This is a genomic window from Nocardioides sp. J54 (assembly GCF_000519005.1).
GTDB lineage: Bacteria > Actinomycetota > Actinomycetes > Propionibacteriales > Nocardioidaceae > Nocardioides.
In genome coordinates this window covers 1-19,021 of sequence record NZ_JAER01000059.1, presented here as the reverse complement: position 1 = coordinate 19,021, position 19,021 = coordinate 1, and the positions used below count along the sequence as shown (strand labels likewise).

Below are 19,021 nucleotides of genomic sequence, written 5' to 3'. Positions count from 1 at the left end.
TGAGGCGCGAGGAGTGCCAGCGACGCGCCGTCCCCACCCGGTGGTTGAGGTGCGAGGAGCGCCAGCGACGCGCCGTTCCCGCCCGGTGGTTGAGGTGCGAGGAGTGCCAGCGACGCGCGGTCCCCACCCGGTGGTTGAGGTGCGAGGAGCGCCAGCGACGAGCCTCGAAACCTCCGGGCCTCCTGGGCGGACTGTGGTGGGCACAGTCCGGTGCACCGGTGCCGCTGGTTTCGAGGCTCGGCCGCGGGCGGCCTCGCACCTCAACCACCGGCGGCTGGACCACGGGACGAGCGGGTGGGTCAGTCGACCAGCGAGGCCTCGGCCGACTCCTCGGCCAGCAGCTCGCGCACCCGTGGGATCACCCGGGTGCCGTAGAGCTCGATGCTGCGCATCGCCCGCTCGTGGGGGACGCCGCCGTTGGAGTACTTGAGGTCGAAGCGCTGGATGCCCAGGACCCGCACGGTGGTGGCGATCTTGCGGGCGACGGTCTCCGGTGAACCGACGAACAGGGCGCCGTGATCCACCTCGGCGTCGTACTGCGCGCGGGTGACCGGGCCCCAGCCGCGCTCGGCGCCGATCCGGTCGCGCTGGGCCTTGAAGTGCGGGTAGAGCAGCTCGCGGGCCTCCTCGTCGGTGTCGGCGACGAAGCCGGGGGAGTGCACCCCGATCGGGAGGTCGGGCTGCTCGAGCTCCTGCAGGGCGCGGCGGTAGAGGTCGGTGTACGGCCCGAAGCGCGCCGGGTCGCCGCCGATGATCGCGAGCATCAGCGGGAAGCCGTACCGGGCGGTGCGCACGACGGACTCGGGGGAGCCGCCGACCCCGATCCAGGTGGGGATCGAGCCGCGCTCGGTGCGCGGGAAGATGCGGGCGCCGCGCAGTGGCGGGCGCAGCTCGCCGGCGTCCCAGGTGACGGTGCCCTCGCCCTGCAGGGCGGCCCAGAGGTCGAGCTTCTCGGCGAAGAGGCGGTCGTAGTCGGCGAGGTCGAGGCCGAAGAGCGGGAAGGACTCGGTGAACGAGCCGCGGCCCAGGGTGACCTCGGCGCGGCCGTGGGAGAGCGCGTCGAGGGTGGCGAAGCGCTCGTAGACGCGCACCGGGTCGTCGGAGCTGAGGACGGTGACGGCGGTGCCGAGCAGGATCCGCTCGGTGCGGGCAGCGACCGCGGCCAGCACCATGTCGGGGGAGGAGACCGCGAAGTCGTCGCGGTGGTGCTCACCGATGCCGATGGCGTCGACGCCGACCTGGTCGGCCAGCTCCGCCTCGGCGACCACGTTGCGGATGACCTGGGGGTACGGCAACGGCTCCCCGGTGGCCTCGTCGACGGTGACGTCGCCGAAGGTGTCGAGCCCGAGCTGGAGCTCAGGCATCGCCGGCCTCACGTGCTGCGGCCTCGACGTCGAAGTCGCGCACCGCGGTGACGACCTGCTCGAGCGCCTGCGCGGGCAGCGCGCCGGCCTGCGAGAAGACCAGGTGGCCCTTCTTGAAGGCCATCAGCGTGGGGATCGAGGTGACCTGCGCGGCGGCGGCCAGCTGCTGCTCCTCCTCGGTGTTGACCGAGCCGAAGACCAGGTCGCTGTGCTGCTCGGAGGCAGCCTCGTAGATCGGGGCGAAGTTGCGGCACGGGCCGCACCACGACGCCCAGAAGTCGACGAACACGATCTCGTTGTCGAGGACGGTGCTCTCGAAGTTGCCGGCGGTCAGGTCGATGGTGGACATGACTGCTCAACGTCCGGGGTCGGTGAGGGATTCCCTCGCGAGGTTGAGGTCGACCCCGCCGGAGATGCCCGGGACCGAGCCGGCGTCGTCGTGCTGCCACACGGTCCAGTCCCGGCGCGGCGGGCGGTCGCCGAGGCGTCGTACCCACTGCGGGTGGTCGGCGAGGTCGTCGGCGAACCCGAACCGCTCCTCGAAGTCCGGGTAGAGGTAGACCAGCGTGCGGCGGCCGGTGCGCCGGTCGACGACGTCGAGGAACTCGCGGACCTCGGCCAGCAGGGTCTCCGCGGGCGGCGGGGTGGTGCAGCTGCCGGCCAGCTCCAGGTCGAGTGCGTGCGGGATCGCTGCCGGCTCGTCGCCGACGACGTCGAGGAAGTGCTGCGCCTGCGCGCCGCCGTCGGAGCAGAGCTGGAAGTAGTGGTAGCCGGCGACGTCGATGCCGGCGCGGGTCGCGGCACGGCGGTTCTCCGCGAAGCGGGGGTCGGTGAAGCCGGTGCCCTCGCTGGCCTTGAGGTAGGCGAACGTGATGCCGGCGTCCGCGACCTGCCGCCAGTCGATCGGGCCCTGGTGGTGCGAGGCGTCGATGCCCCGCCGCGGCTCGGGCTCCGGCGTGCGCGTGGCGGACGGGGGTGCGGTCGAGGTCGACCTGTCCGGGGACGGGTCGGGCACCGCCGGGGTGGTCGTCGTACCCGTCGAGGAGCCGGAGGGAGTCGGTGGCGTGGACGTGGGCCCGCCGTTCTTCGCGCCGTCGTCCCCGCAGCCGGCGAGCAGCAGGGCGACGGCCAGCAGGCCGGCCGGCAGGGAGCCGGTACGTCGCAGCAGGGTCCTCACCCGGCTCATCCTGCCGCCGGCGGCCACGTCAGCACACGGCAGGGGACGGCGCGCGCCGGTGGGGCTAGGGTCGGACCATGGCCGAGACCGCCCGCACCACCCACGTCCTCGTCGACGGGGAGAACATCGACGCGACGCTGGGGACCTCGATCCTCGGCCGGCGGCCGCGGCCCGAGGAGCGCCCCCGCTGGGAGCGCCTCCTGCAGTTCGTCGAGCGACGCTGGGGCCAGCAGGCCAACGGCCTGTTCTTCCTCGCCGCCAACGCCGAGCTGCCGATGTCGTTCGTGCAGGCGCTGCTGGCGATCGGCTTCAAGCCGATCCCGCTGTCGGGCGGGCCCGGCCAGAAGGTCGTCGACATCGCCATCCAGCGCACCCTGGTCGCGCTCGCGGAGCGCGACGACGACGTGGTGCTGGTCAGCAACGACGGTGACTTCCTCGACCAGGTCGAGGACCTCCTCGACGACGAGCGCCGGGTCGGCCTCATGGGCTTCTCGGAGTTCCGCAACGCAGGCTTCGCCCAGCTGGCGTCGCGGGGCCTGGAGTTCTTCGACCTCGAGTACGACGTGAACGCGTTCAACGAGCGGCTGCCGCGCGTGCGGATCATCCCGATCGACGAGTTCGACCCGACCCAGTTCATCTGAGCCCGATGCGACTGCTGGTCCTGGGTGGCAACCGGTTCCTGTCCCGCGAGGTGGCGGCGGAGGCCGTGCGCCGCGGCCACGAGGTGGTCGCGGCCAACCGCGGCGTCTCCGGCGGCCTGCCCGACGGTGTGGCCGGCGTGCACTGGGACCGGGCCGGGGAGGCGCCGCCCGAGCTGGGCGCGGTCGGGCCCTACGACGCGGTCGTCGACGTCGCCCGCCAGCCCTCGCACGTGCGTAGCGCCCTCACCGCCTTCGCGGAGGTTCCCGGCGACCCGCACTGGGTGTTCGTGTCCACCATCTCGGTCTACGCCGACGACGCCGACCCGGCCGGGCCCGGCGCCGGCCGGCTGCGCGAGCCGGTCATCGACGACGTCGACCTCGCGACCGACCCCGACGCGTACGGCGGGATGAAGGTCGCCTGCGAGCGGCTGGTCCTCGACGCCCACCCGGACGTCGCGGTCGTGCGGCCCGGCCTGATCGTCGGGCCCGGCGACCCCAGCGGGCGGTTCACCTACTGGGCGGCGCGCTCGGAGGAGACCGGCCCCGTGCTCGCGCCCGGCGACCCCGCCGCGCCGGTGCAGGTCATCGACGTGCGCGACCTCGCCGCGTGGCTGGTCACCGTGGCCGAGCAGCGCACCGGCGGCACGTTCGACGCCGTCGGACCGGTGGTGCCCTTCGGCGATTTCCTCGGCGAGTGCCTCCCCGACGCCGACCTCGCCTGGGTCGACCAGGACTTCCTCCAGGCTGAGGGTGTCGAGCCGTGGGCCGGCCCCGACAGCATCCCGGTGTGGCTCCCCCGCCCCGAGTACGACGGCATGCTGGCCCACGACCAGCAGCCCGCCCTCGACGCCGGGCTGGTCGTGCGCCCGCTCGCCGAGACCACCCGCGACACCCGCGCGTGGCTGGCCGCCGACCCGGCCGCGGTGGTCACCGGCATCGACCGGGCCCGGGAGGCCGGGCTGCTCGCGCGCTGGCGCGAGCGCTGACTTCGGGCTGCGGCCCGCCGTCACCTAGCCTCCTCGGGTGCCTCGCCCGTTCCGCATCGCCACCGCCAACATCAACGGCATCCGCGCCGCGCACCGCCGCGGCTTCGACGACTGGCTCGCGACCCGCGGCTGCGACGTCGTCACCCTGCAGGAGGTGCGCTGCCCGGTCGACGCGCTGCCGGAGGGCGCCTTCGGCGACTTCCACGCGGCGTACGACGCCGGCGAGCTCGCCGGGCGCAACGGGGTCGCCGTGCTGACCCGCCAGCCGCCGGCTGCCGTGCGGACCTGGTCGGTCACCGACCCCGACCGCCCCCTGCCGCGGGCGCTGCGCACGCACGCGACCGAGGGCCGCTACGTGGAGGTCGACCTGGCCGACGTACCCCTCACCGTCGCCAGCCTCTACCTGCCCAAGGGCGGGCTGCCGGCCCACCTGCAGGACCCGCGGCGGATGCGCGAGGCGCCGGACGGGGGCGCGAAGCACGCCCGCAAGATGAAGTTCATGGCCGGCTTCGCCCGCCACCTCGCCGCGTCGCGCAAGGCGGCTGCTGCGCAGGGCCGTGAGTTCCTGCTGACCGGCGACCTCAACATCGCGCACACCCGCCACGACGTGGCGAACTGGCGGCGCAGCAACCAGGTCGAGGGCTTCCTGCCCGAGGAGCGCGCGTGGCTCGACGCCCAGCTCAGCCCGCGCACCCTCGTCGACGTCGTGCGCCGGCTCAACCCGGACGTCGACGGGCCGTACTCGTGGTGGAGCTGGCTGGGCCGCGCCTACGAGAAGGACGCCGGCTGGCGCATCGACTACCACCTGGCCACCCCGCGACTCGCCCGCGCGGCGCAGGTCGCGGTCGTCGATCGCGAGCACCTCGGCGTGCGACTCAGCGACCACGCGCCGGTGGTCGTCGACTACGACCTCGACGCCCTGGCCTGACCGGACGGAGCCGGGAGGGTCAGGCCACGCCGCGCTCGCCGCGCACCGGCACCACCGCGACCGCGAGGAGCGGGAAGAGCGCCGCGAGGGCGAACGTCGTCCCGTAGCCGGAGGCCGTGATCGCCAGCCCCGCCAGCGGCGGCACCGCGACCGCGGCGACGTGCTGCGCGGTGTTCTGCAGCCCGAGCGCACGCCCGGACCAGTACGGCCCCGCCCGCTCGGCGACCGCGGTGAAGGCCAGCCCGTTGTCGGCGACGGTCACGGCCGACGCGACGACCAGCAGCACCACCGCCGCCGCAGCGACCGCGCCGGACGAGTCGGCGCCAGCTGCGGCGAGGCCGAGGAGCGCCATGGTCGCGGCCGCGACGACGGCGACCGCCCGCATCGGCCGCATCCGGCCGCCGACCCGGTCGGAGACCCAGCCGGCGGCGACGCGGGCTGCGGCGCCCGCGACCTGGGTGCCGGCGACGACCAGGCCGGCGACGCCCGGCGACCAGCCGAGGTCGGTCACCAGCCAGGTCAGGCCGAAGGTCCACACCAGGAACTGCGGCACGACCAGCAGCACCGACGCACCGTGCACGCGGGCCAGGAAGCCGTCCTGCCGGTAGGGGTTCGTGGCCGTGCCGGTCGCCACCCGCGGCGGCCGGGGCGGGTCGAGGACGACGAGCGCCACCAGGACCGCGCTGAGGGCCGTGGCTAGCGTCGGCACGAGCAGGGCCGGGCCGATGCCGTGGTGGTGGGCGATCACCGCGACCGTGCCCGCGGACAGGCCCACGCCGAGCGGCTGCCCCGTCTGCCGGATGCCCATCGCCAGCCCGCGCCGCTCCGGCGGGAACCAGCCGACGACCACCCGGCCGGAGGCGGAGTTGGTCGCCGCGGCGCCGACGCCGCCGACGGCCAGCGCGGCGGCCATCGGCCACGGGTCACCCGTCAGCGTGGCGGCCGCACCGCCGAGCGCGGCGATGACGAGACCGCCCAGGAGTGCGAACCGCTCGCCGCGGCGGTCGACGACCAGGCCCCACGCGACGAGCGAGACCATCATCCCGGTCATCGCCGCCGAGGCGACCAGGCCGGCCTCGGCCAGCGACATCCCGTAGCCGCCGTCGGCGACCGGCCGGTGCAGCTCGGGGATGAGGAAGCTCGGCGCCACGACCATCGCGGCGGACGCGGCCTGCCCGCCGGTGCTCACTGCCAGCATCGCCCAGCGCCGGGCGCCGGAGACCGTGCGGGTCGGCGCAGCCTCGGTCGCGGTCATCGTCCCAGTGAACCACCTGTCCGTCCAGCGAGACGAATCTGTCTCGCTGGGCGGATAACTCAGTCGCCGGACGGCACGATCGCCGAGATCACGGTCCCGTCCGCGCGCTGGATCCCGGCGGGGTACGGCGGCTCGCCGCCCAGCCGCGGACCCTGGTGCTCGAGCGCGACGGTCACCGGCGCGCCGGCGCCGACCTTGACCAGCTCCCCGCGCACGGACAGCGTGACCGGGCCGGTGCCCTCCTCGACGTACAGCTCCAGCTCCTCGGGCCGCACGGTCACCCGCAGCCGGGTGCCCTGGAGGGTGACCCGGTAGGTCAGCGACTCCCAGCCGTCGGGCAGCCGCGGGTCGATCTGCCACTGCTGGTCGCCCGCGCCGGAGCCGATGTCGCGGAAGCCGCCGAAGCCGGACACCAGGGCGCTCCACACGCCGCCGGTCGAGGCGACGTGCACGCCGTCGGCGGTGTTGTTGTGCCGGTCCGCGAGGTCGACGAAGAGCGCCGCGACGAAGTAGCGCAGCGCGAGGTCGTGGTAGCCGACCTCGGCGGCGATGATCGACTGCACGACCGCCGACAGCGTCGAGTCACCGGTGGTGATCGGGTCGTAGTAGTCGAAGTCCGCCTTCTTCTGCTCCGCGGTGAACTCCTCGCCCTGCAGGAAGAGCGCGAGCACCACGTCGGCCTGCTTGAGCACCTGGAAGCGGTAGATCACCAGCGGGTGGTAGTTCAGCAGCAGCGGCCGCTTGTCGAGCGGGGTGTTCTCCAGGTCCCACATCTCGCGCTCGAGGAAGTGCGCGTCCTGCGGGTGGATGCCGAGGAACTCGTCGTAGGGGATGAACATCCCCTGCGCGCACTGCGCCCACTCCTCCGGCTCCTCCTCGGTCAGGCCGGTACGACGGACCAGCGCCTGGTAGGCGTCCGGGTCGTTGCGCTGCAGCTCCCACACCGCCCGGGCGGCGCGACGGAGGTTGAAGCGCGCGAGGACGTTCGTGTAGAGGTTGTCGTTCACCACGGTCGTGTACTCGTCCGGCCCGGTGACGCCGTGGATGTGGAAGGTGCGCTTGTTCTCGTCGCGCCAGAAGCCGAGGTCGGCCCACATCCGCGCGGTCTCGACGAAGATGTCGACGGCCTCGCGGCTGAGGAACTCCTCGTCGCCGGTCGCCCCGACGTACTGGCTCAGGGCGTAGGCGATGTCCGCGTCGATGTGGTACTGCGCGGTGCCGGCGGCGTAGTAGGCCGACGCCTCGTGGCCGTTGATCGTGCGCCACGGGTAGAGCGCGCCCTTCTGCGACAGCTCGCGGGCGCGGTGGCGCGCGTTGCCCAACAGGGAGTAGCGGAAGCGCAGCGCGTTCCGGGCGGCCCACGGCAGCGTGTAGGTGAGGAACGGCATCACGTAGATCTCGGTGTCCCAGAAGTAGTGGCCGCCGTACCCCGAGCCGCTCACCCCCTTCGCCGCGATGCCCTGCCCCTCGGCGCGCGCCGACGCCTGGAGGATCGAGAAGATGTTCCAGCGGATCGCCTGCTGCAGCGCCGGGTGGCCGGGCACCTCGACGTCGGCGCGGGCCCAGAAGTCCGCCAGCCATGCCTCCTGGGCGGCGAACTGCTGCTCGACGCCCTCCTCGTGGGTGCGGTCCAGCGTGCGCTCGCAGCGGTCGATCAGCTCGCGCGGTGGCACCGTGGTGGCGGTGTGGAAGGACACCAGCTTGGTCAACCGCACCGGGACGTCGGGCTCGGCGGCGATCCGGTAGATCACCTTCGCCATGTCGTCCTCGGAGTGGACCTCCATGGAGTACGACGCCTCGGTCTCGAGCGTGTGGTCGGCGACGACCCCGAGGGTCATCCCGCTCTCCGCGGTACGGAAGCCGAGCTTGATCCGGCCGGTCTCGCGGTCGGCGCCGTGCAGGCGCGGCACCAGCACGCGGCGCTCGAACATCTCCGCCTTGCGCGGGTCGGCGCCGCCCTCGCCGGAGTCGTCGCCGGAGGCGTCGGCCTCCTCCTTCTCCATGTCCTGCCGGTTGATCAGCTGCGAGGAGATCGCCAGGGACGCCCGCTGGTCGAGCAGGGTGACCTCGAAGGTCAGCACGGCGAGGTGGCGCTGCTCGAGCGGCACCATGCGGGTGCTGCGGATCCGCACCCGCTTGCCGCCGGGCGTGCGCCACAGCAGGTCGCGGGTGAGCACACCGGTGCGGAAGTCGAGCGCGCGCTCGTACTCGATGAGGTCGGCGACCGACACCTGCAACGGCTCGTCGTCGACGTAGAGCCGGATCACCTTCGGGTCCGGGACGTTGACGATCGTCTGCCCGATACGGGCGAAGCCGTAGGCCTCCTCCGCGTGGGAGATCGGCCAGGTCTCGTGGAAGCCGTTGATGAACGAGCCGTCCAGGTGGGCGTCGCGGCTCTCGGAGTAGTTGCCGCGCAGGCCCAGGTAGCCGTTGCCGACGGTGAACAGCGACTCGGTCATGCCCAGGTCGGAGGAGTCGAAGCGGGTCTCGACCAGGCGCCACTCGTCGGCGGGGAAGCGGGTGCGGTCGAGCGGGTCGGTCAGCGGCGGCGCCTTGTGCGAGGGGCCCTCGAAGGCGTTCACGCGGCGTCTCCCGCCACCAGCTCGGCCAGGTCGGCGACCACCACGTCCGCACCCGCGTCGGTGAGCGCCTTCGCACCGGCGCCGCGGTCGACGCCGATCACCAGCCCGAAGTCCCCGGCCCGGCCGGCGGCGACGCCGTTGATCGCGTCCTCCAGAACCACCGACCGCGCGTTGGTCGCGCCGAGCGTCTCCGCGGCGTGGGCGAAGGTGTCAGGGGCCGGCTTGCCCGGCAGGCCCAGCTCGGCAGCCAGCCCGCCGTGCATGACGGTCGCGAAGTAGTGGCTCAGGCCAGCGGCCTCCAGCACCGCGGGGGCGTTGCGCGACGACGAGACGACCGCCATCGGCTTGCCCTGCGCGTGCAGCTGCTCGATCAGCCGCACCGAGCCGGGGTAGGCCGCCACACCCTCCGCGGCGAGCACGTCGTTGAACGCGTCGTTCTTGCGGTTGCCCAGCCCGCACACGGTCTCCGCGTCCGGCGGGTCGTCGGGCGTGCCCTCCGGGAGGCTGATCCCGCGAGACTCGAGGAAGGAGCGCACGCCGTCGTAGCGCGGCTTGCCGTCCACGTGGTCGAAGTAGTCCTGGTCGGTGTACGCCGGGTAGTCGACCCCGTCGCGCGCGGACTGCGCCGCGAGGAAGGCGGAGAACATCGCCGCCCAGGCGTGCATGTGCACCTCCGCCGTCGGCGTGACGACGCCGTCGAGGTCGAAGAGCACGGCGTCGTACTGGTCCCAGTCCACTGAGGTGTCAGGCACGGACTCAGGCTAACGGCACGGCGGGTGTCGACACGCGGTCGCGAAGGTGTGACGGAGGTGACCGGGTCCGGCGGCCGGGAGGTTCGGCGTGCGCTCGGGGAGGGTAAAGAAACCGGCGTCAGGGGGTCCGATGTCAACAATCGCATTCGAGGACGCGCGACGACGTTCTACCGTGATGCGGTCCGACCGGCGTGGGGCAACACCGCCGGCTCGTCACTGGGGGATCGATGCAAGGTCTGCGTGCAACAACGCCTGACCGCTGGGGGCTGCCACGGCTGCCCGGCGACCTCGTCGTGCGCCGGCACGTCGAGCAGGCCCTCGACCAGTGGTCACCGATGACGCTCGTCGTCGCGCCGCAGGGGACCGGCCGGACGACGGCGCTCGCGTCCTGGCTCCGGGCCCGGCCGTCCGACGACCTCGCGGTCGCGTGGGTGGACGTCCTGCCCGGGGAGGACCCCACCGAGGTCTGGCGCCGCGTCGCCGACGGCCTCGGGCTGCGGGTCCGGCGGCGCCGCGACCCGGTCGCGGCGCTGGGTCGCCTCTTGCGCACCGCGGGACGGGTCGTCGTCGTGCTCGAGGACGTGCCGGCGGACGACCAGGAGTTGCTCGTCTCGGCCGCCCGGCTCGCGCACCGGCACGACAACCTCTTCGTGCTCGCCACGACCCTGCGGACGCCGTCGCTCCCGCTCCTCCACCCGCTCGTGGAGGTCACCGTCCTCGACCGTGAAGACCTGCGGCTGCGCCCCGAGGAGGTGGTCGAGCTCGCGCGCCGGCGTGGGGTGGAGTGTGACGAGCTGGTGCAGGCCTGGCTGCGCCGGTACGACGGCTGGGCGGTGCTGGTCGACCGTGCCACCCGGGTCCTCGCCGAGCTCGGTGGCGACCCCTCCCTCAGCCGGGCCGCGACCCTCGAGGCCGCCGCGGCGGCCCTCGACGACGAGGTGGCGAGCTGGCTGGTCGACCGCCTCGTGCCGGCAGAGCTCGAGCTGCTCACCCGGGCGTCGCACCTCGGCCGGCTCGACGCCCGGGCCGTCGCGAGGATCGCCGACGACCCGGACCCGGCGCCGCTGGTCGGGCGGCTGGTCGAGCTCGGGATGCTGCGCGAGGTCGCACGCGGCAACGAGGTCCTGCTCGAGGTCCCCGACGTGGTGCGCCCCGCGCTCCGCCTGGCCCCGTGCACCTGGGGTGCGCAGGAGCGGCAGGCCCTCCAGCGCGAGCTGCTGGAGGAGGCCAGGCGGGAGGACCGGTGGCGCGAGGCGTTCCGGCAGGTGCTCGAGATGGACGACTCCGACCTGCTCGTCGACCTCTTCGAGGATGCCTGGATGTTCGTGGCGTACGACGCCGCGCTGATGGCCCGCGTCCTCGAGGTGGTCGGCCGCGCCGGTGTCGGAGACCGGCCGACCGTCTCGATGGCGGCGACGGCGTACCGCGCCTGGGCGAAGGACGGTGCCGACTGGCCGGAGGGCATCGACACCGCCCGGCTGCTCGGCGGTGCCGGAGCGACGCCCCTCGGGCGCGCGGCGCGGGCGCTGGTCGAGATGGGTGACGCGCGGGTGTCCGGCCGGATCGGCGACGCCGCCGAGCTCGCGGAGTCGGCCGCCGAGCCGGCCTGCCGCGCGCTCGCCCGCGACGACAACCCCGCCGTGCTCGAGATGCTGCCCACCCTGTGGCTGCAGACCGGCATCACCTGGCTGCTGGCCGACGAGTGGTCCCGCGCCGTGGACTGCTTCCGCGAGGCCCGGCACTGGAGCTGCCACGACCCCTCCCACGCCGTCGCCGCCACCGCGGCCAGTGCCCTGGCCCTGGTCGCCGCCGTGACCGGTGACGCGGTCGGTGCGCGCCAGCACCTGGCCGACGCCACGACGGCGTCGGACGTCGTCGTGCCGCCCTGCCTGCAGGTCTTCCACGACCTCGCCCGGTTCGCCCTCGCCGTCGAGGAGATGCGCGAGCACGAGGCGCGGACCGTCGTCGACGGGCTCCGGCTGCGGACCGGGGGCGAGACGTGGCCCTTCGTCCTGCTCGCGGTGGCGGGCTACGAGCTGATGTGGGGCGACCCGTCCACCGTCCTGGTCGAGCTCGACCGGGCGCGCGAGCTGCACCCGGCCCACTGCCAGCCGGGCACCTGGGCCCACGTGGTGCTGGCCCAGCTCGAGGTCGACGCCCGCACGGCGGCCGGCCAGGGCACCCTGGCCCGGCGGGTGCTGGCCGAGGCGACGCAAGACGCCGACTGGGCCGTCGTACGACGGGCCCGGCTGGCCGCGCTCGAGGGTCGCCCCGAGGACGTGCTGGTCGAGGCGCTGTCCGAGGACGCCTGGCTGCGCCACCGGCTCGACCTCGCCCTGCTGCAGGCCGCCGCGCAGGCCGAGCTCGGCTGGTCCAGCCCGGGCCGGCCGCCGGGGGAGCGCGCGGCCCGGCTGCTGCGGCGGCACCGGTGCTGGTCGTCGGTGGCGCAGCTGCCCCCGCGGCTGCGCGAGCGGCTGGCCGACACCGTCGAGCTGGGCGACCTGCTCGGGTTCCGCGTCGGCGTGCCCACCGTGTTCCCGGACCAGGTCGAGGTGGTCACCCTCGCCGAGCACGAGCAGGTCGTCCTCGACTGCCTGGCGCGCGGGCTGAGCGTCGAGCAGACCGCCGCGGAGCTGGTCGTCCCGTCGAGCACGGTGCAGGACCAGGCGACTGCGCTCTACCGCAAGCTCGGTGCCGGCGGCCGGAAGGAGGCGCTGGCCCGGGCCCGGGCGCTCGGGCTGGTCGACTCCGTCGCCTCCTGACGGCGGCCGCCGGTGGTGGCACGCCTGCGGTGGCCGACGAGACGCATCTCTCAGGATCAGGGTCGCCTCAGGGGACCCACCGATCTGCCAAGGGCTCCACGTTCTGGTGGAATACGACTCATGCGGCTCCCCTTCATCGGCTCGGTCATCGGGCCCGTGCTCGACCCGGTCCTCGGACCGGTCAAGCAGCGCGTGGGCGTGTGGCTCTTGAACCGGACCATGCGCAACGGCATCGACCTGCGGAAGCTGCGCTTCCTGCCGGAGTCGGTCACGCTGCCGCTCAAGCGCGACGGCCTCGACCCGCTCCCCGAGATGAAGCGGGTGCAGGCCGAGCAGCCGGTGAAGAAACTCGCGGAGCTCTTCGGCCGCGGCGTGTGGCTGGTCAGCGGGTACGACGCCGCCCGCGAGGTCCTCGCCGGCGGTGCCGAGACGTGGTCCAACGACCTCGGCCAGTTCGTCTCCCAGGAGGGACGCAGCGAGGAGGAGCAGATCGGCGGCCTCGGCATGACCGACCCGCCGCTGCACACCCAGCTGCGCAAGTACCTCACGCCCGAGTTCACGATGCGCCGCCTCGCCCGTCTCCAGCCGGGGATCGAGTCGATCGTGCAGCAGCGCCTCGACGCGATGGAGGCCGCCGGTCGCGACGGCCGTGCGGTCGACATGGTGCAGGAGTTCGCCTTCGCCGTACCGTTCGACGTCATCTGCGACCTCCTCGGCCTGCCGGTCGACGACCGCGCCCGCTTCCTCGAGCTCGGCGTCGCGCGCTTCGACCTCACCGAGGGCGGCGCCGGCGCGTTCGGGGCGGCCGCCCACACCCGTGAGTTCCTCATCAACGCGGTGCGCGAGCAGCGGGCCGACCCCGGTGACGGCCTGATCGGCGCGCTGCTGAAGGAGCACGGTGACGAGCTCGACGACGTCACGCTGGGCGGTATCGCCGACGGCGTCTTCCTCGGCGGCTACGAGACCTCCGCCAGCATGCTTGCGCTCGGCGCCTACCTCATCGCCACCACTCCGCAGGCCGGCGAGATGCTGCGCTCCGGCGACGGCGAGCAGGTCAACAAGGTGATCGAGGAGCTGCTGCGCCACCTGTGCGTGGTCCAGCTCGCGTTCCTGCGCTTCGCCAGGACCGACGTCGAGGTGGGCGGCGTGCTCATCAAGGAGGGCGACGCCGTCGGCGTCTCGCTCCTGGCCGCCAACCGCGACCCTGCGCTCGCCGAGGGCCTCGACGAGTTCGACCCGTCCCGCGAGCCGACCCGGCACCTCGCCTTCGGCTGGGGCATGCACCGCTGCGTCGGTGCCGAGCTCGCCCGCATGGAGCTGCGCACCGCCCTGCGGATGCTCGCCGAGCGCTTCCCCGACCTCGCCATGGCCGCCGACATCGACGACCTCGAGTTCCGCAAGCTCTCCGCCGTGTACGGCGTCGAGGCGCTCCCCGTCCTCCTCGAGGGCGCCCGCGCCGAGATCTCCGCCTGACGCACCCCGCCGGTGCCCCCGACCCGGGGGTGCCGGCGTTCGTGCTCGTCCGGCGCGGCTCCTCGACTTGATGGATTGAAGACTTTTTCAAGTCTTGTCCTATGCTGGTCGGGCGGGCGCGCGCACCGGGCGTGCGCCGACCGAGCCGACGGGGGTCGACGATGGGCGTGCCGCTCTACCAGGCCAAGGCGGAGTTCTTCCGCACCCTCGGCCACCCCGCGCGTATCCGGATCCTCGAGCTGCTCGCCGAGCGCGACCACGCCGTGCACGAGCTGCTCGAGCAGATCGCCATCGAGCCGAGCAACCTGTCCCAGCAGCTCGCCGTGCTGCGTCGTACCTCCATGGTCGTGTCGCGACGCCAGGGTGGGCAGGTCGTCTACTCCATCAGCGTGCCCGAGGTGCGTGACCTGCTCCTCGCGGCGCGGACCATCCTCGTCGGACTCGCCGAGGCGCAGGCCGAGTTCGAGGACGACCTGATCGTCACGAGGGACTGATGGCCAGGCGCTCCCCGGTCCCGGGCGCCGTGTCCCTCGGCGCTGCCCGCCTGCTGCCGCGGCGTGACGACTGGACCCGGTCCCGCCCGGCCCGCGACCTGACCGCGGGCGTCATGGTGGCGCTCGTTGCGCTGCCGCTCGCGCTCGGCTTCGGCGCCAGCTCCGGGGTGGGTGCCGGGGCGGGCGTCGTGACCGCGATCGTGGCTGGCGCGGTGGCCGCCGTGTTCGGCGGGAGCCACGTCCAGGTCAGCGGCCCGACCGGGGCGATGACGGTGGTGCTCGTCCCGATCGTCGCCGACCACGGCCCCGACGGCGTCCTGGTGGTCGGCCTGCTCGCCGGCCTCCTGCTCCTCGGCCTGGCGCTCAGCGGCGCCGGCCGCGCGGTCCGCTACATCCCGGTGCCGGTGATCGAGGGGTTCACCGTCGGCATCGCTGCGATCATCGCGCTCCAGCAGCTGCCCTCGGCGCTCGGCGTGGACGTCCACGCCGAGAAGGTGCTGGTGCTCGCCGTCGAGGCCGGCCGGGCGTGGCTGGAGGAGCCGCACCCGGGCGCCGTGGCGTGCACCGCCGCCGTCGTGGCGGTGATCCTGCTCGGGGCGCGGGTCCGCCCCGGCTTCCCGTTCGCACTGCTGGCCGTGGCCGGCGCGACGGTGCTCAACGTCGTCGTCCGCGACGCCGGCGACGGGGACCCGGGCGGCGGCCTGGCCACGATCGGGCACCTGCCCTCCGGCCTGCCGGCACCGCACCTGCCCGCCGTCCCGTGGGCGCACCTCGACTCGCTCCTCCTCGCCGCGGTGGCGGTGGCCGCCCTCGGCGCCCTGGAGAGCCTGCTCTCGGCGAGCGTGGCCGACGCGATGACCGTCGGTGAGCGGCACGAGCCGGACCGCGAGCTCCTCGGCCAGGGCCTGGCCAACGTCGCGAGCCCGCTGTTCGGCGGCCTCCCCGCCACCGCCGCGATCGCGCGGACCGCGGTCAACGTGCGCGCCGGGGCGACGTCACGGCTGGCCGCGCTCGTGCACGCGCTGGTGCTGCTGGCGGTCGTCCTCGTCGGGGCCCGCTGGGTCGCCGAGATCCCGATGGCCGCGCTGGCGGGCGTGCTGGTCGCCACCGCCGTGCAGATGGTCCGGGTGTCCAGCCTGTCGGCCCTGGTCCGCTCCACCCGCGGCGACGCCGCCACCCTGGTCGTGACCGCCGTCGCGACCGTCGCGCTCGACCTGGTCGCCGCCGTCCTCGTGGGCCTGGTCGCAGCCGGGTTCTTCGCCCTCCGCCAGACGGCCCGCACCGCGCGGCTGGAGGAGATCTCGCTCGACGACGCGGCCGACCGCGGCGGGCCGGGCGACCGCAGCGACCACCTGGAGGAGGAGCGGCGGCTTCTCGACGAGCAGGTCGTCGCCTACCGCATCGACGGCCCGCTCTTCTTCGCAGCGGCCCACGACTTCCTGCTCGAGCTCGCCGAGGTCAGCCGGGTCCGCGTGGTCGTGCTCCGGATGTCGCACGTCACCACGATCGACGCCACCGGTGCCCACGTGCTCGCCGACGTCATCGGTCGACTCGAGCGCCGTGGTGTCACCGTCCTGCTCTCCGGGGTCCGTCCGCAGCACCGCGCGGTCCTCGAGCAGCTGGGCGTCCTGGATGGCCTCGCCCACGAGCGCCACCTCTTCGCCACCACGCCGGAGGCGATCGCCCACGCCCGTGACCACGCCGCCCGGACCGCCCACGGGTGAGCGGGCCGGACGGCGCGGTCGCGGCGTCTACCTGCCGGCGGAGAGGCGGTACTGCCGCACCGAGAGCGGGGCGAAGACGGCGATGATGAGGACGACCCAGATCAGCGTGTAGGCGACCGGGTGCTGCAGCGACCAGGCGTCGGAGCCGGGCCCGACGCCGGTGTTGCCGAACAGGTCGCGGCTGGCCTGGGTGACCGCGGAGACCGGGTTCCACTCCACCACCGGCTTGAGGAAGCTGTTGAACGACGAGGTCGGCACGAAGGCGTTCGAGATGAACGTCAGCGGCATGATCACGATGAACGACGCGTTGTTGATGACCTCGACGCTCGGCACCATCAGGCCGACCATCGCCATCACCCAGCTGATCGCGTAGCCGAAGAGCAGCAGCAGGGCGAAGCCGACGAGGGCGTCGAGGAAGCCTTCGCGGATCCGCCAGCCGACGATGAGCCCGGTGAGCGCCATGATGATGAGCGACAGCACGTTGTAGACCACGTCGGACGCCGTACGGCCGACGAGGACGGCGGAGTTGGACATCGGCAGCGACCGGAAGCGGTCGATGATGCCCTTCTGCATGTCCTCGGCCAGGCCGGCGCCGGTGAAGGTCGCGCCGAACACGATGGTCTGGCCGAAGATGCCGGCGATCAGCCACTCGCGGTAGTTGACGCCGGGCGTCTCGATCGCGCCGCCGAAGACGTAGGCGAACAGCAGCACGAACATGATCGGGCTGATCAGGACGAAGACCAGGATCTCCGGGACCCGGACGATCTTGATCAGGTTGCGCTGGGCGACGACCCAGCCGTCGTTGAGGGACTGGGCGATCGTGCTCACTGCTGGGCCTCCGTCTGCTCGGTGGTGCTCTCGTGCCCGGTCAGGGTCAGGAAGACGTCGTCGAGGGTCGGCCGGCGCAGGCCGACGTCGAGGACCTTGACCGCCTCGCGCTCGAAGGCCTGCAGCACGCGGAGCAGGTCACCCGCGGCCTCGTCGCCGACGGCGGCCTTCAGTTCGCGCCCACCCGCCTCGACCTGGACCTCGCCGACCGCGACCTGGTTGAGGACGCGCGCGGCGGCGTCGGAGTCGGCCGGGCTGGACAGCACGACCTCGATCCGCTGGCCGCCGGTCTGCGCCTTGAGCTCGTCGGCGGTCCCGTGCGCGATCTCGCGGCCGTGGTCGATGACCACGATGTCGTCGGCGAGCACGTCGGCCTCCTCGAGGTACTGCGTCGTCAGCAGCAGCGTCGCGCCGTCGGCGACCAGCTCGCGGATGACGTCCCACATCAGCTGCCGGCTGCGCGGGTCGAGCCCGGTGGTCGGCTCGTCGAGCACGATCACCGGCGGCGCCGCGACCAGCGCGCACGCCAGGTCGAGGCGTCGGCGCTGGCCGCCGGAGTAGGTCTTCGTGGGCCGGCCGGCGAACTCGGTGAGGTCGAACCGCTCGAGAAGCTCCTGCGCCCGGGCCTTCGAGCGCTGGCGGCCGAGGTGGTAGAGCCGGCCGATCATGACGAGGTTCTCGGCCGCGGTGAGGTGCTCGTCGACGGCGGCGTACTGCCCCGACAGGCCGATCTTCGCCTTGGCGGTGGCCGGGTCGGCCACCACGTCGATCCCGGCCACGCGGGCCGTGCCCGCGTCGGGCTTCAGCAGCGTGGTCAGGCAGCGCACGGCCGTGGTCTTGCCCGCTCCGTTGGGCCCGAGCAGGGCCAGCACCTTGCCCTCTGGCACCGCCAGGTCGAGGCCGGCGAGGGCCTCGACGTCCTTGTAGCGCTTGACCAGACCGGTCGCGCTGATCATCGGTTCGCTCATGACTGTCCCTACGTCTCCTCTTCGTGATCCCCGTGTCGAACACTAGGGACCGCCACCGACATCGGAACTCATCGCCGGCTCCGGTCCGGGTACCGGGGATGTGCCGCACCCCGCTCCCCCTGCGCCGCCCGCTCCCGGGGGAAGGCAAGGCTTGCTTTTCTGGAATGAATCAAGAAAAGCGGGGTACTGTGGAGACATCGCATCCGACGAAAGGAAGCAGAACCGATGACGACCACCGCAACCCGCCACCGCGCCGAGCGGCACGTCTCGCACCCCGCCTACCGCGCCGACGAGACCGTCGCTGGCCACCTCCAGCAGCTCCTCGTCGACCTCAGCGACCTCGCGATCCAGGGCAAGCAGGCCCACTGGAACATCGTGGGCCCGAACTTCCGGGACCTGCACCTCCAGCTCGACGAGATCGTCGACGCCGCCCGTGCCTTCGCCGACGACGTCGCCGAGCGCATGCGTGCCCTCTACGTCGTCCCGGACGGCACCTCCGCCCGGATCGCTGCGCAGAGCAGCCTGCCGGCCTTCCCGCAGGGCGAGGTCCTGACCGGCGACGCGATCGACGCGATCGTGGCGTCCGTCTACGCCGTGTGCGGCACGGCTCGTCGCATCCACGACGACGTCGACGCCGCCGACCCGACGACCGCCGACCTGCTGCACACCATCCTCGAGCGCCTCGAGCAGCTCGCCTGGCTCACCGACGCCGAGCGTCGCGTCCCGGGCGCCTCGGTGCCCGAGGCCATCCGCGCCTGACGCCCCACAGCGGCTGACCCGCCCGCCCCGGCCCTTCACCCGGCCCGGCGGGCGGGCCATAGCGCCGGGCCGAGCGTTGCTCCCGGTGGCTGAGGCGCGACGAGCGCCAGCGAGGAGCCTCGAAACCTCCGGGCCTTGATGGCGGGCTGTCGCGAGCTCAGTACGGCGGGCGCTCGGGTGACTCTGGCTGATGGCTGATGGCTGGTGGCGGCGGCCGCGCACCGTAGCCGTCCGTCCCCCGCCGTCAAGGAGCTCGCTCCGCTCGCCCGCTGCGCGGCGCCTTCGGCGTCCTTGACTGCGGGTCCCTGACGGACGGCTGGCGGCGCGC

16 protein-coding genes are annotated in these 19,021 nt (G+C 73.5%); 8 read left to right on the top strand and 8 right to left on the bottom strand.

Features of this window, described 5'->3' with window-relative positions; all coding sequences use genetic code 11:
• Positions 1–299: 299 nt before the first annotated feature.
• From NOCJ54_RS0121830 to NOCJ54_RS27595, 3 genes are read right to left on the bottom strand one after another with little or no spacing between them, the layout of a single operon-like run.
• Positions 300–1,364, bottom strand: coding sequence for an LLM class flavin-dependent oxidoreductase (locus NOCJ54_RS0121830; protein WP_028657175.1), 1,065 nt, complete (start codon positions 1,362–1,364; stop codon positions 300–302).
• Complete coding sequence (gene trxA, locus NOCJ54_RS0121825) at positions 1,357–1,713, bottom strand: thioredoxin (protein WP_028657174.1); 357 nt, start codon at positions 1,711–1,713, stop codon at positions 1,357–1,359. The genes NOCJ54_RS0121830 and trxA overlap by 8 nt, the downstream gene beginning before the upstream one ends.
• A 6-nt stretch (positions 1,714–1,719) precedes the next feature.
• Positions 1,720–2,541: a glycoside hydrolase family 25 protein gene (locus NOCJ54_RS27595; RefSeq protein ID WP_051486266.1), complete on the bottom strand. Its 822-nt coding sequence runs from the start codon at positions 2,539–2,541 to the stop codon at positions 1,720–1,722.
• Positions 2,542–2,618: 77 nt separating this feature from the next.
• Between NOCJ54_RS27595 and NOCJ54_RS0121815 the strand changes: the two genes are divergently transcribed.
• From NOCJ54_RS0121815 to NOCJ54_RS0121805, 3 genes are read left to right on the top strand one after another with little or no spacing between them, the layout of a single operon-like run.
• Positions 2,619–3,182, top strand: a complete 564-nt coding sequence (locus NOCJ54_RS0121815; protein WP_028657173.1) for an NYN domain-containing protein — start codon at positions 2,619–2,621, stop codon at positions 3,180–3,182.
• Between the two features lie 5 nt (positions 3,183–3,187).
• Entirely contained in the window at positions 3,188–4,168 is a 981-nt protein-coding gene (locus NOCJ54_RS0121810; protein ID WP_028657172.1) for an NAD-dependent epimerase/dehydratase family protein, read from the top strand.
• Positions 4,169–4,205: 37 nt separating this feature from the next.
• A complete protein-coding gene (locus NOCJ54_RS0121805) occupies positions 4,206–5,096 on the top strand; it encodes an exodeoxyribonuclease III (RefSeq protein WP_028657171.1) in 891 nt (296 codons plus the stop codon).
• A gap of 19 nt (positions 5,097–5,115) precedes the next feature.
• Here the strand turns inward: NOCJ54_RS0121805 and NOCJ54_RS0121800 are convergent, their stop codons facing one another.
• Genes NOCJ54_RS0121800 through NOCJ54_RS0121790 form a run of 3 tightly spaced genes read right to left on the bottom strand, consistent with a single transcriptional unit; the run spans position 5,116 to position 9,685 of the window.
• Positions 5,116–6,351 carry an MFS transporter gene (locus tag NOCJ54_RS0121800; RefSeq protein ID WP_028657170.1) on the bottom strand — a complete coding sequence of 412 codons (1,236 nt, stop codon included), beginning with the start codon at positions 6,349–6,351 and terminating at the stop codon, positions 5,116–5,118.
• A 59-nt stretch (positions 6,352–6,410) separates the two neighbouring features.
• On the bottom strand, positions 6,411–8,933 hold the full coding sequence (locus NOCJ54_RS0121795; protein ID WP_084255599.1) for a glycoside hydrolase family 65 protein: 2,523 nt from the start codon (positions 8,931–8,933) through the stop codon (positions 6,411–6,413).
• On the bottom strand, positions 8,930–9,685 hold the full coding sequence (locus NOCJ54_RS0121790) for an HAD family hydrolase (protein ID WP_232221860.1): 756 nt from the start codon (positions 9,683–9,685) through the stop codon (positions 8,930–8,932). The genes NOCJ54_RS0121795 and NOCJ54_RS0121790 overlap by 4 nt, the downstream gene beginning before the upstream one ends.
• A 227-nt stretch (positions 9,686–9,912) precedes the next feature.
• Between NOCJ54_RS0121790 and NOCJ54_RS0121785 the strand changes: the two genes are divergently transcribed.
• The 4 genes from NOCJ54_RS0121785 to NOCJ54_RS0121770 all read left to right on the top strand — a co-directional run bounded on the left by NOCJ54_RS0121785 (position 9,913) and on the right by NOCJ54_RS0121770 (position 16,138).
• Complete coding sequence (locus tag NOCJ54_RS0121785) at positions 9,913–12,447, top strand: helix-turn-helix transcriptional regulator (protein WP_157515004.1); 2,535 nt, start codon at positions 9,913–9,915, stop codon at positions 12,445–12,447.
• Between the two features lie 120 nt (positions 12,448–12,567).
• Complete coding sequence (locus tag NOCJ54_RS0121780; protein ID WP_198020305.1) at positions 12,568–13,920, top strand: cytochrome P450; 1,353 nt, start codon at positions 12,568–12,570, stop codon at positions 13,918–13,920.
• 161 nt (positions 13,921–14,081) lie between these two features.
• Positions 14,082–14,414: an ArsR/SmtB family transcription factor gene (locus tag NOCJ54_RS0121775; RefSeq protein WP_028657165.1), complete on the top strand. Its 333-nt coding sequence runs from the start codon at positions 14,082–14,084 to the stop codon at positions 14,412–14,414.
• On the top strand, positions 14,414–16,138 hold the full coding sequence (locus NOCJ54_RS0121770; RefSeq protein ID WP_051486265.1) for a SulP family inorganic anion transporter: 1,725 nt from the start codon (positions 14,414–14,416) through the stop codon (positions 16,136–16,138). The genes NOCJ54_RS0121775 and NOCJ54_RS0121770 overlap by 1 nt, the downstream gene beginning before the upstream one ends.
• A 27-nt stretch (positions 16,139–16,165) precedes the next feature.
• On the opposite strand, the gene NOCJ54_RS29700 is transcribed toward NOCJ54_RS0121770, so the two are convergent.
• Entirely contained in the window at positions 16,166–16,966 is an 801-nt protein-coding gene (locus NOCJ54_RS29700) for an ABC transporter permease (RefSeq protein ID WP_028657163.1), read from the bottom strand.
• On the bottom strand, positions 16,963–17,934 hold the full coding sequence (locus NOCJ54_RS29695) for a daunorubicin resistance protein DrrA family ABC transporter ATP-binding protein (RefSeq protein WP_036519273.1): 972 nt from the start codon (positions 17,932–17,934) through the stop codon (positions 16,963–16,965). The genes NOCJ54_RS29700 and NOCJ54_RS29695 overlap by 4 nt, the downstream gene beginning before the upstream one ends.
• Before the next feature lie 225 nt (positions 17,935–18,159).
• Between NOCJ54_RS29695 and NOCJ54_RS27590 the strand changes: the two genes are divergently transcribed.
• A complete protein-coding gene (locus tag NOCJ54_RS27590) occupies positions 18,160–18,693 on the top strand; it encodes a Dps family protein (RefSeq protein ID WP_051486264.1) in 534 nt (177 codons plus the stop codon).
• Positions 18,694–19,021 lie beyond the last annotated feature (328 nt).

What these genes read in the sequence shown, in the direction of transcription:
- trxA (WP_028657174.1), bottom strand. Translation starts at nt 1,713, where the DNA reads ATGTCCACCATCGACCTGACCGCCGGCAACTTCGAGAGCACCGTCCTC.
- NOCJ54_RS0121830 (WP_028657175.1), bottom strand. Translation starts at nt 1,364, where the DNA reads ATGCCTGAGCTCCAGCTCGGGCTCGACACCTTCGGCGACGTCACCGTC.
- NOCJ54_RS0121770 (WP_051486265.1), top strand. Translation starts at nt 14,414, where the DNA reads ATGGCCAGGCGCTCCCCGGTCCCGGGCGCCGTGTCCCTCGGCGCTGCC.
- NOCJ54_RS0121810 (WP_028657172.1), top strand. Translation starts at nt 3,188, where the DNA reads ATGCGACTGCTGGTCCTGGGTGGCAACCGGTTCCTGTCCCGCGAGGTG.
- NOCJ54_RS0121775 (WP_028657165.1), top strand. Translation starts at nt 14,082, where the DNA reads ATGGGCGTGCCGCTCTACCAGGCCAAGGCGGAGTTCTTCCGCACCCTC.
- NOCJ54_RS0121815 (WP_028657173.1), top strand. Translation starts at nt 2,619, where the DNA reads ATGGCCGAGACCGCCCGCACCACCCACGTCCTCGTCGACGGGGAGAAC.
- NOCJ54_RS29695 (WP_036519273.1), bottom strand. Translation starts at nt 17,934, where the DNA reads ATGAGCGAACCGATGATCAGCGCGACCGGTCTGGTCAAGCGCTACAAG.
- NOCJ54_RS27590 (WP_051486264.1), top strand. Translation starts at nt 18,160, where the DNA reads ATGACGACCACCGCAACCCGCCACCGCGCCGAGCGGCACGTCTCGCAC.
- NOCJ54_RS0121780 (WP_198020305.1), top strand. Translation starts at nt 12,568, where the DNA reads ATGCGGCTCCCCTTCATCGGCTCGGTCATCGGGCCCGTGCTCGACCCG.
- NOCJ54_RS0121785 (WP_157515004.1), top strand. Translation starts at nt 9,913, where the DNA reads ATGCAAGGTCTGCGTGCAACAACGCCTGACCGCTGGGGGCTGCCACGG.
- NOCJ54_RS0121800 (WP_028657170.1), bottom strand. Translation starts at nt 6,351, where the DNA reads ATGACCGCGACCGAGGCTGCGCCGACCCGCACGGTCTCCGGCGCCCGG.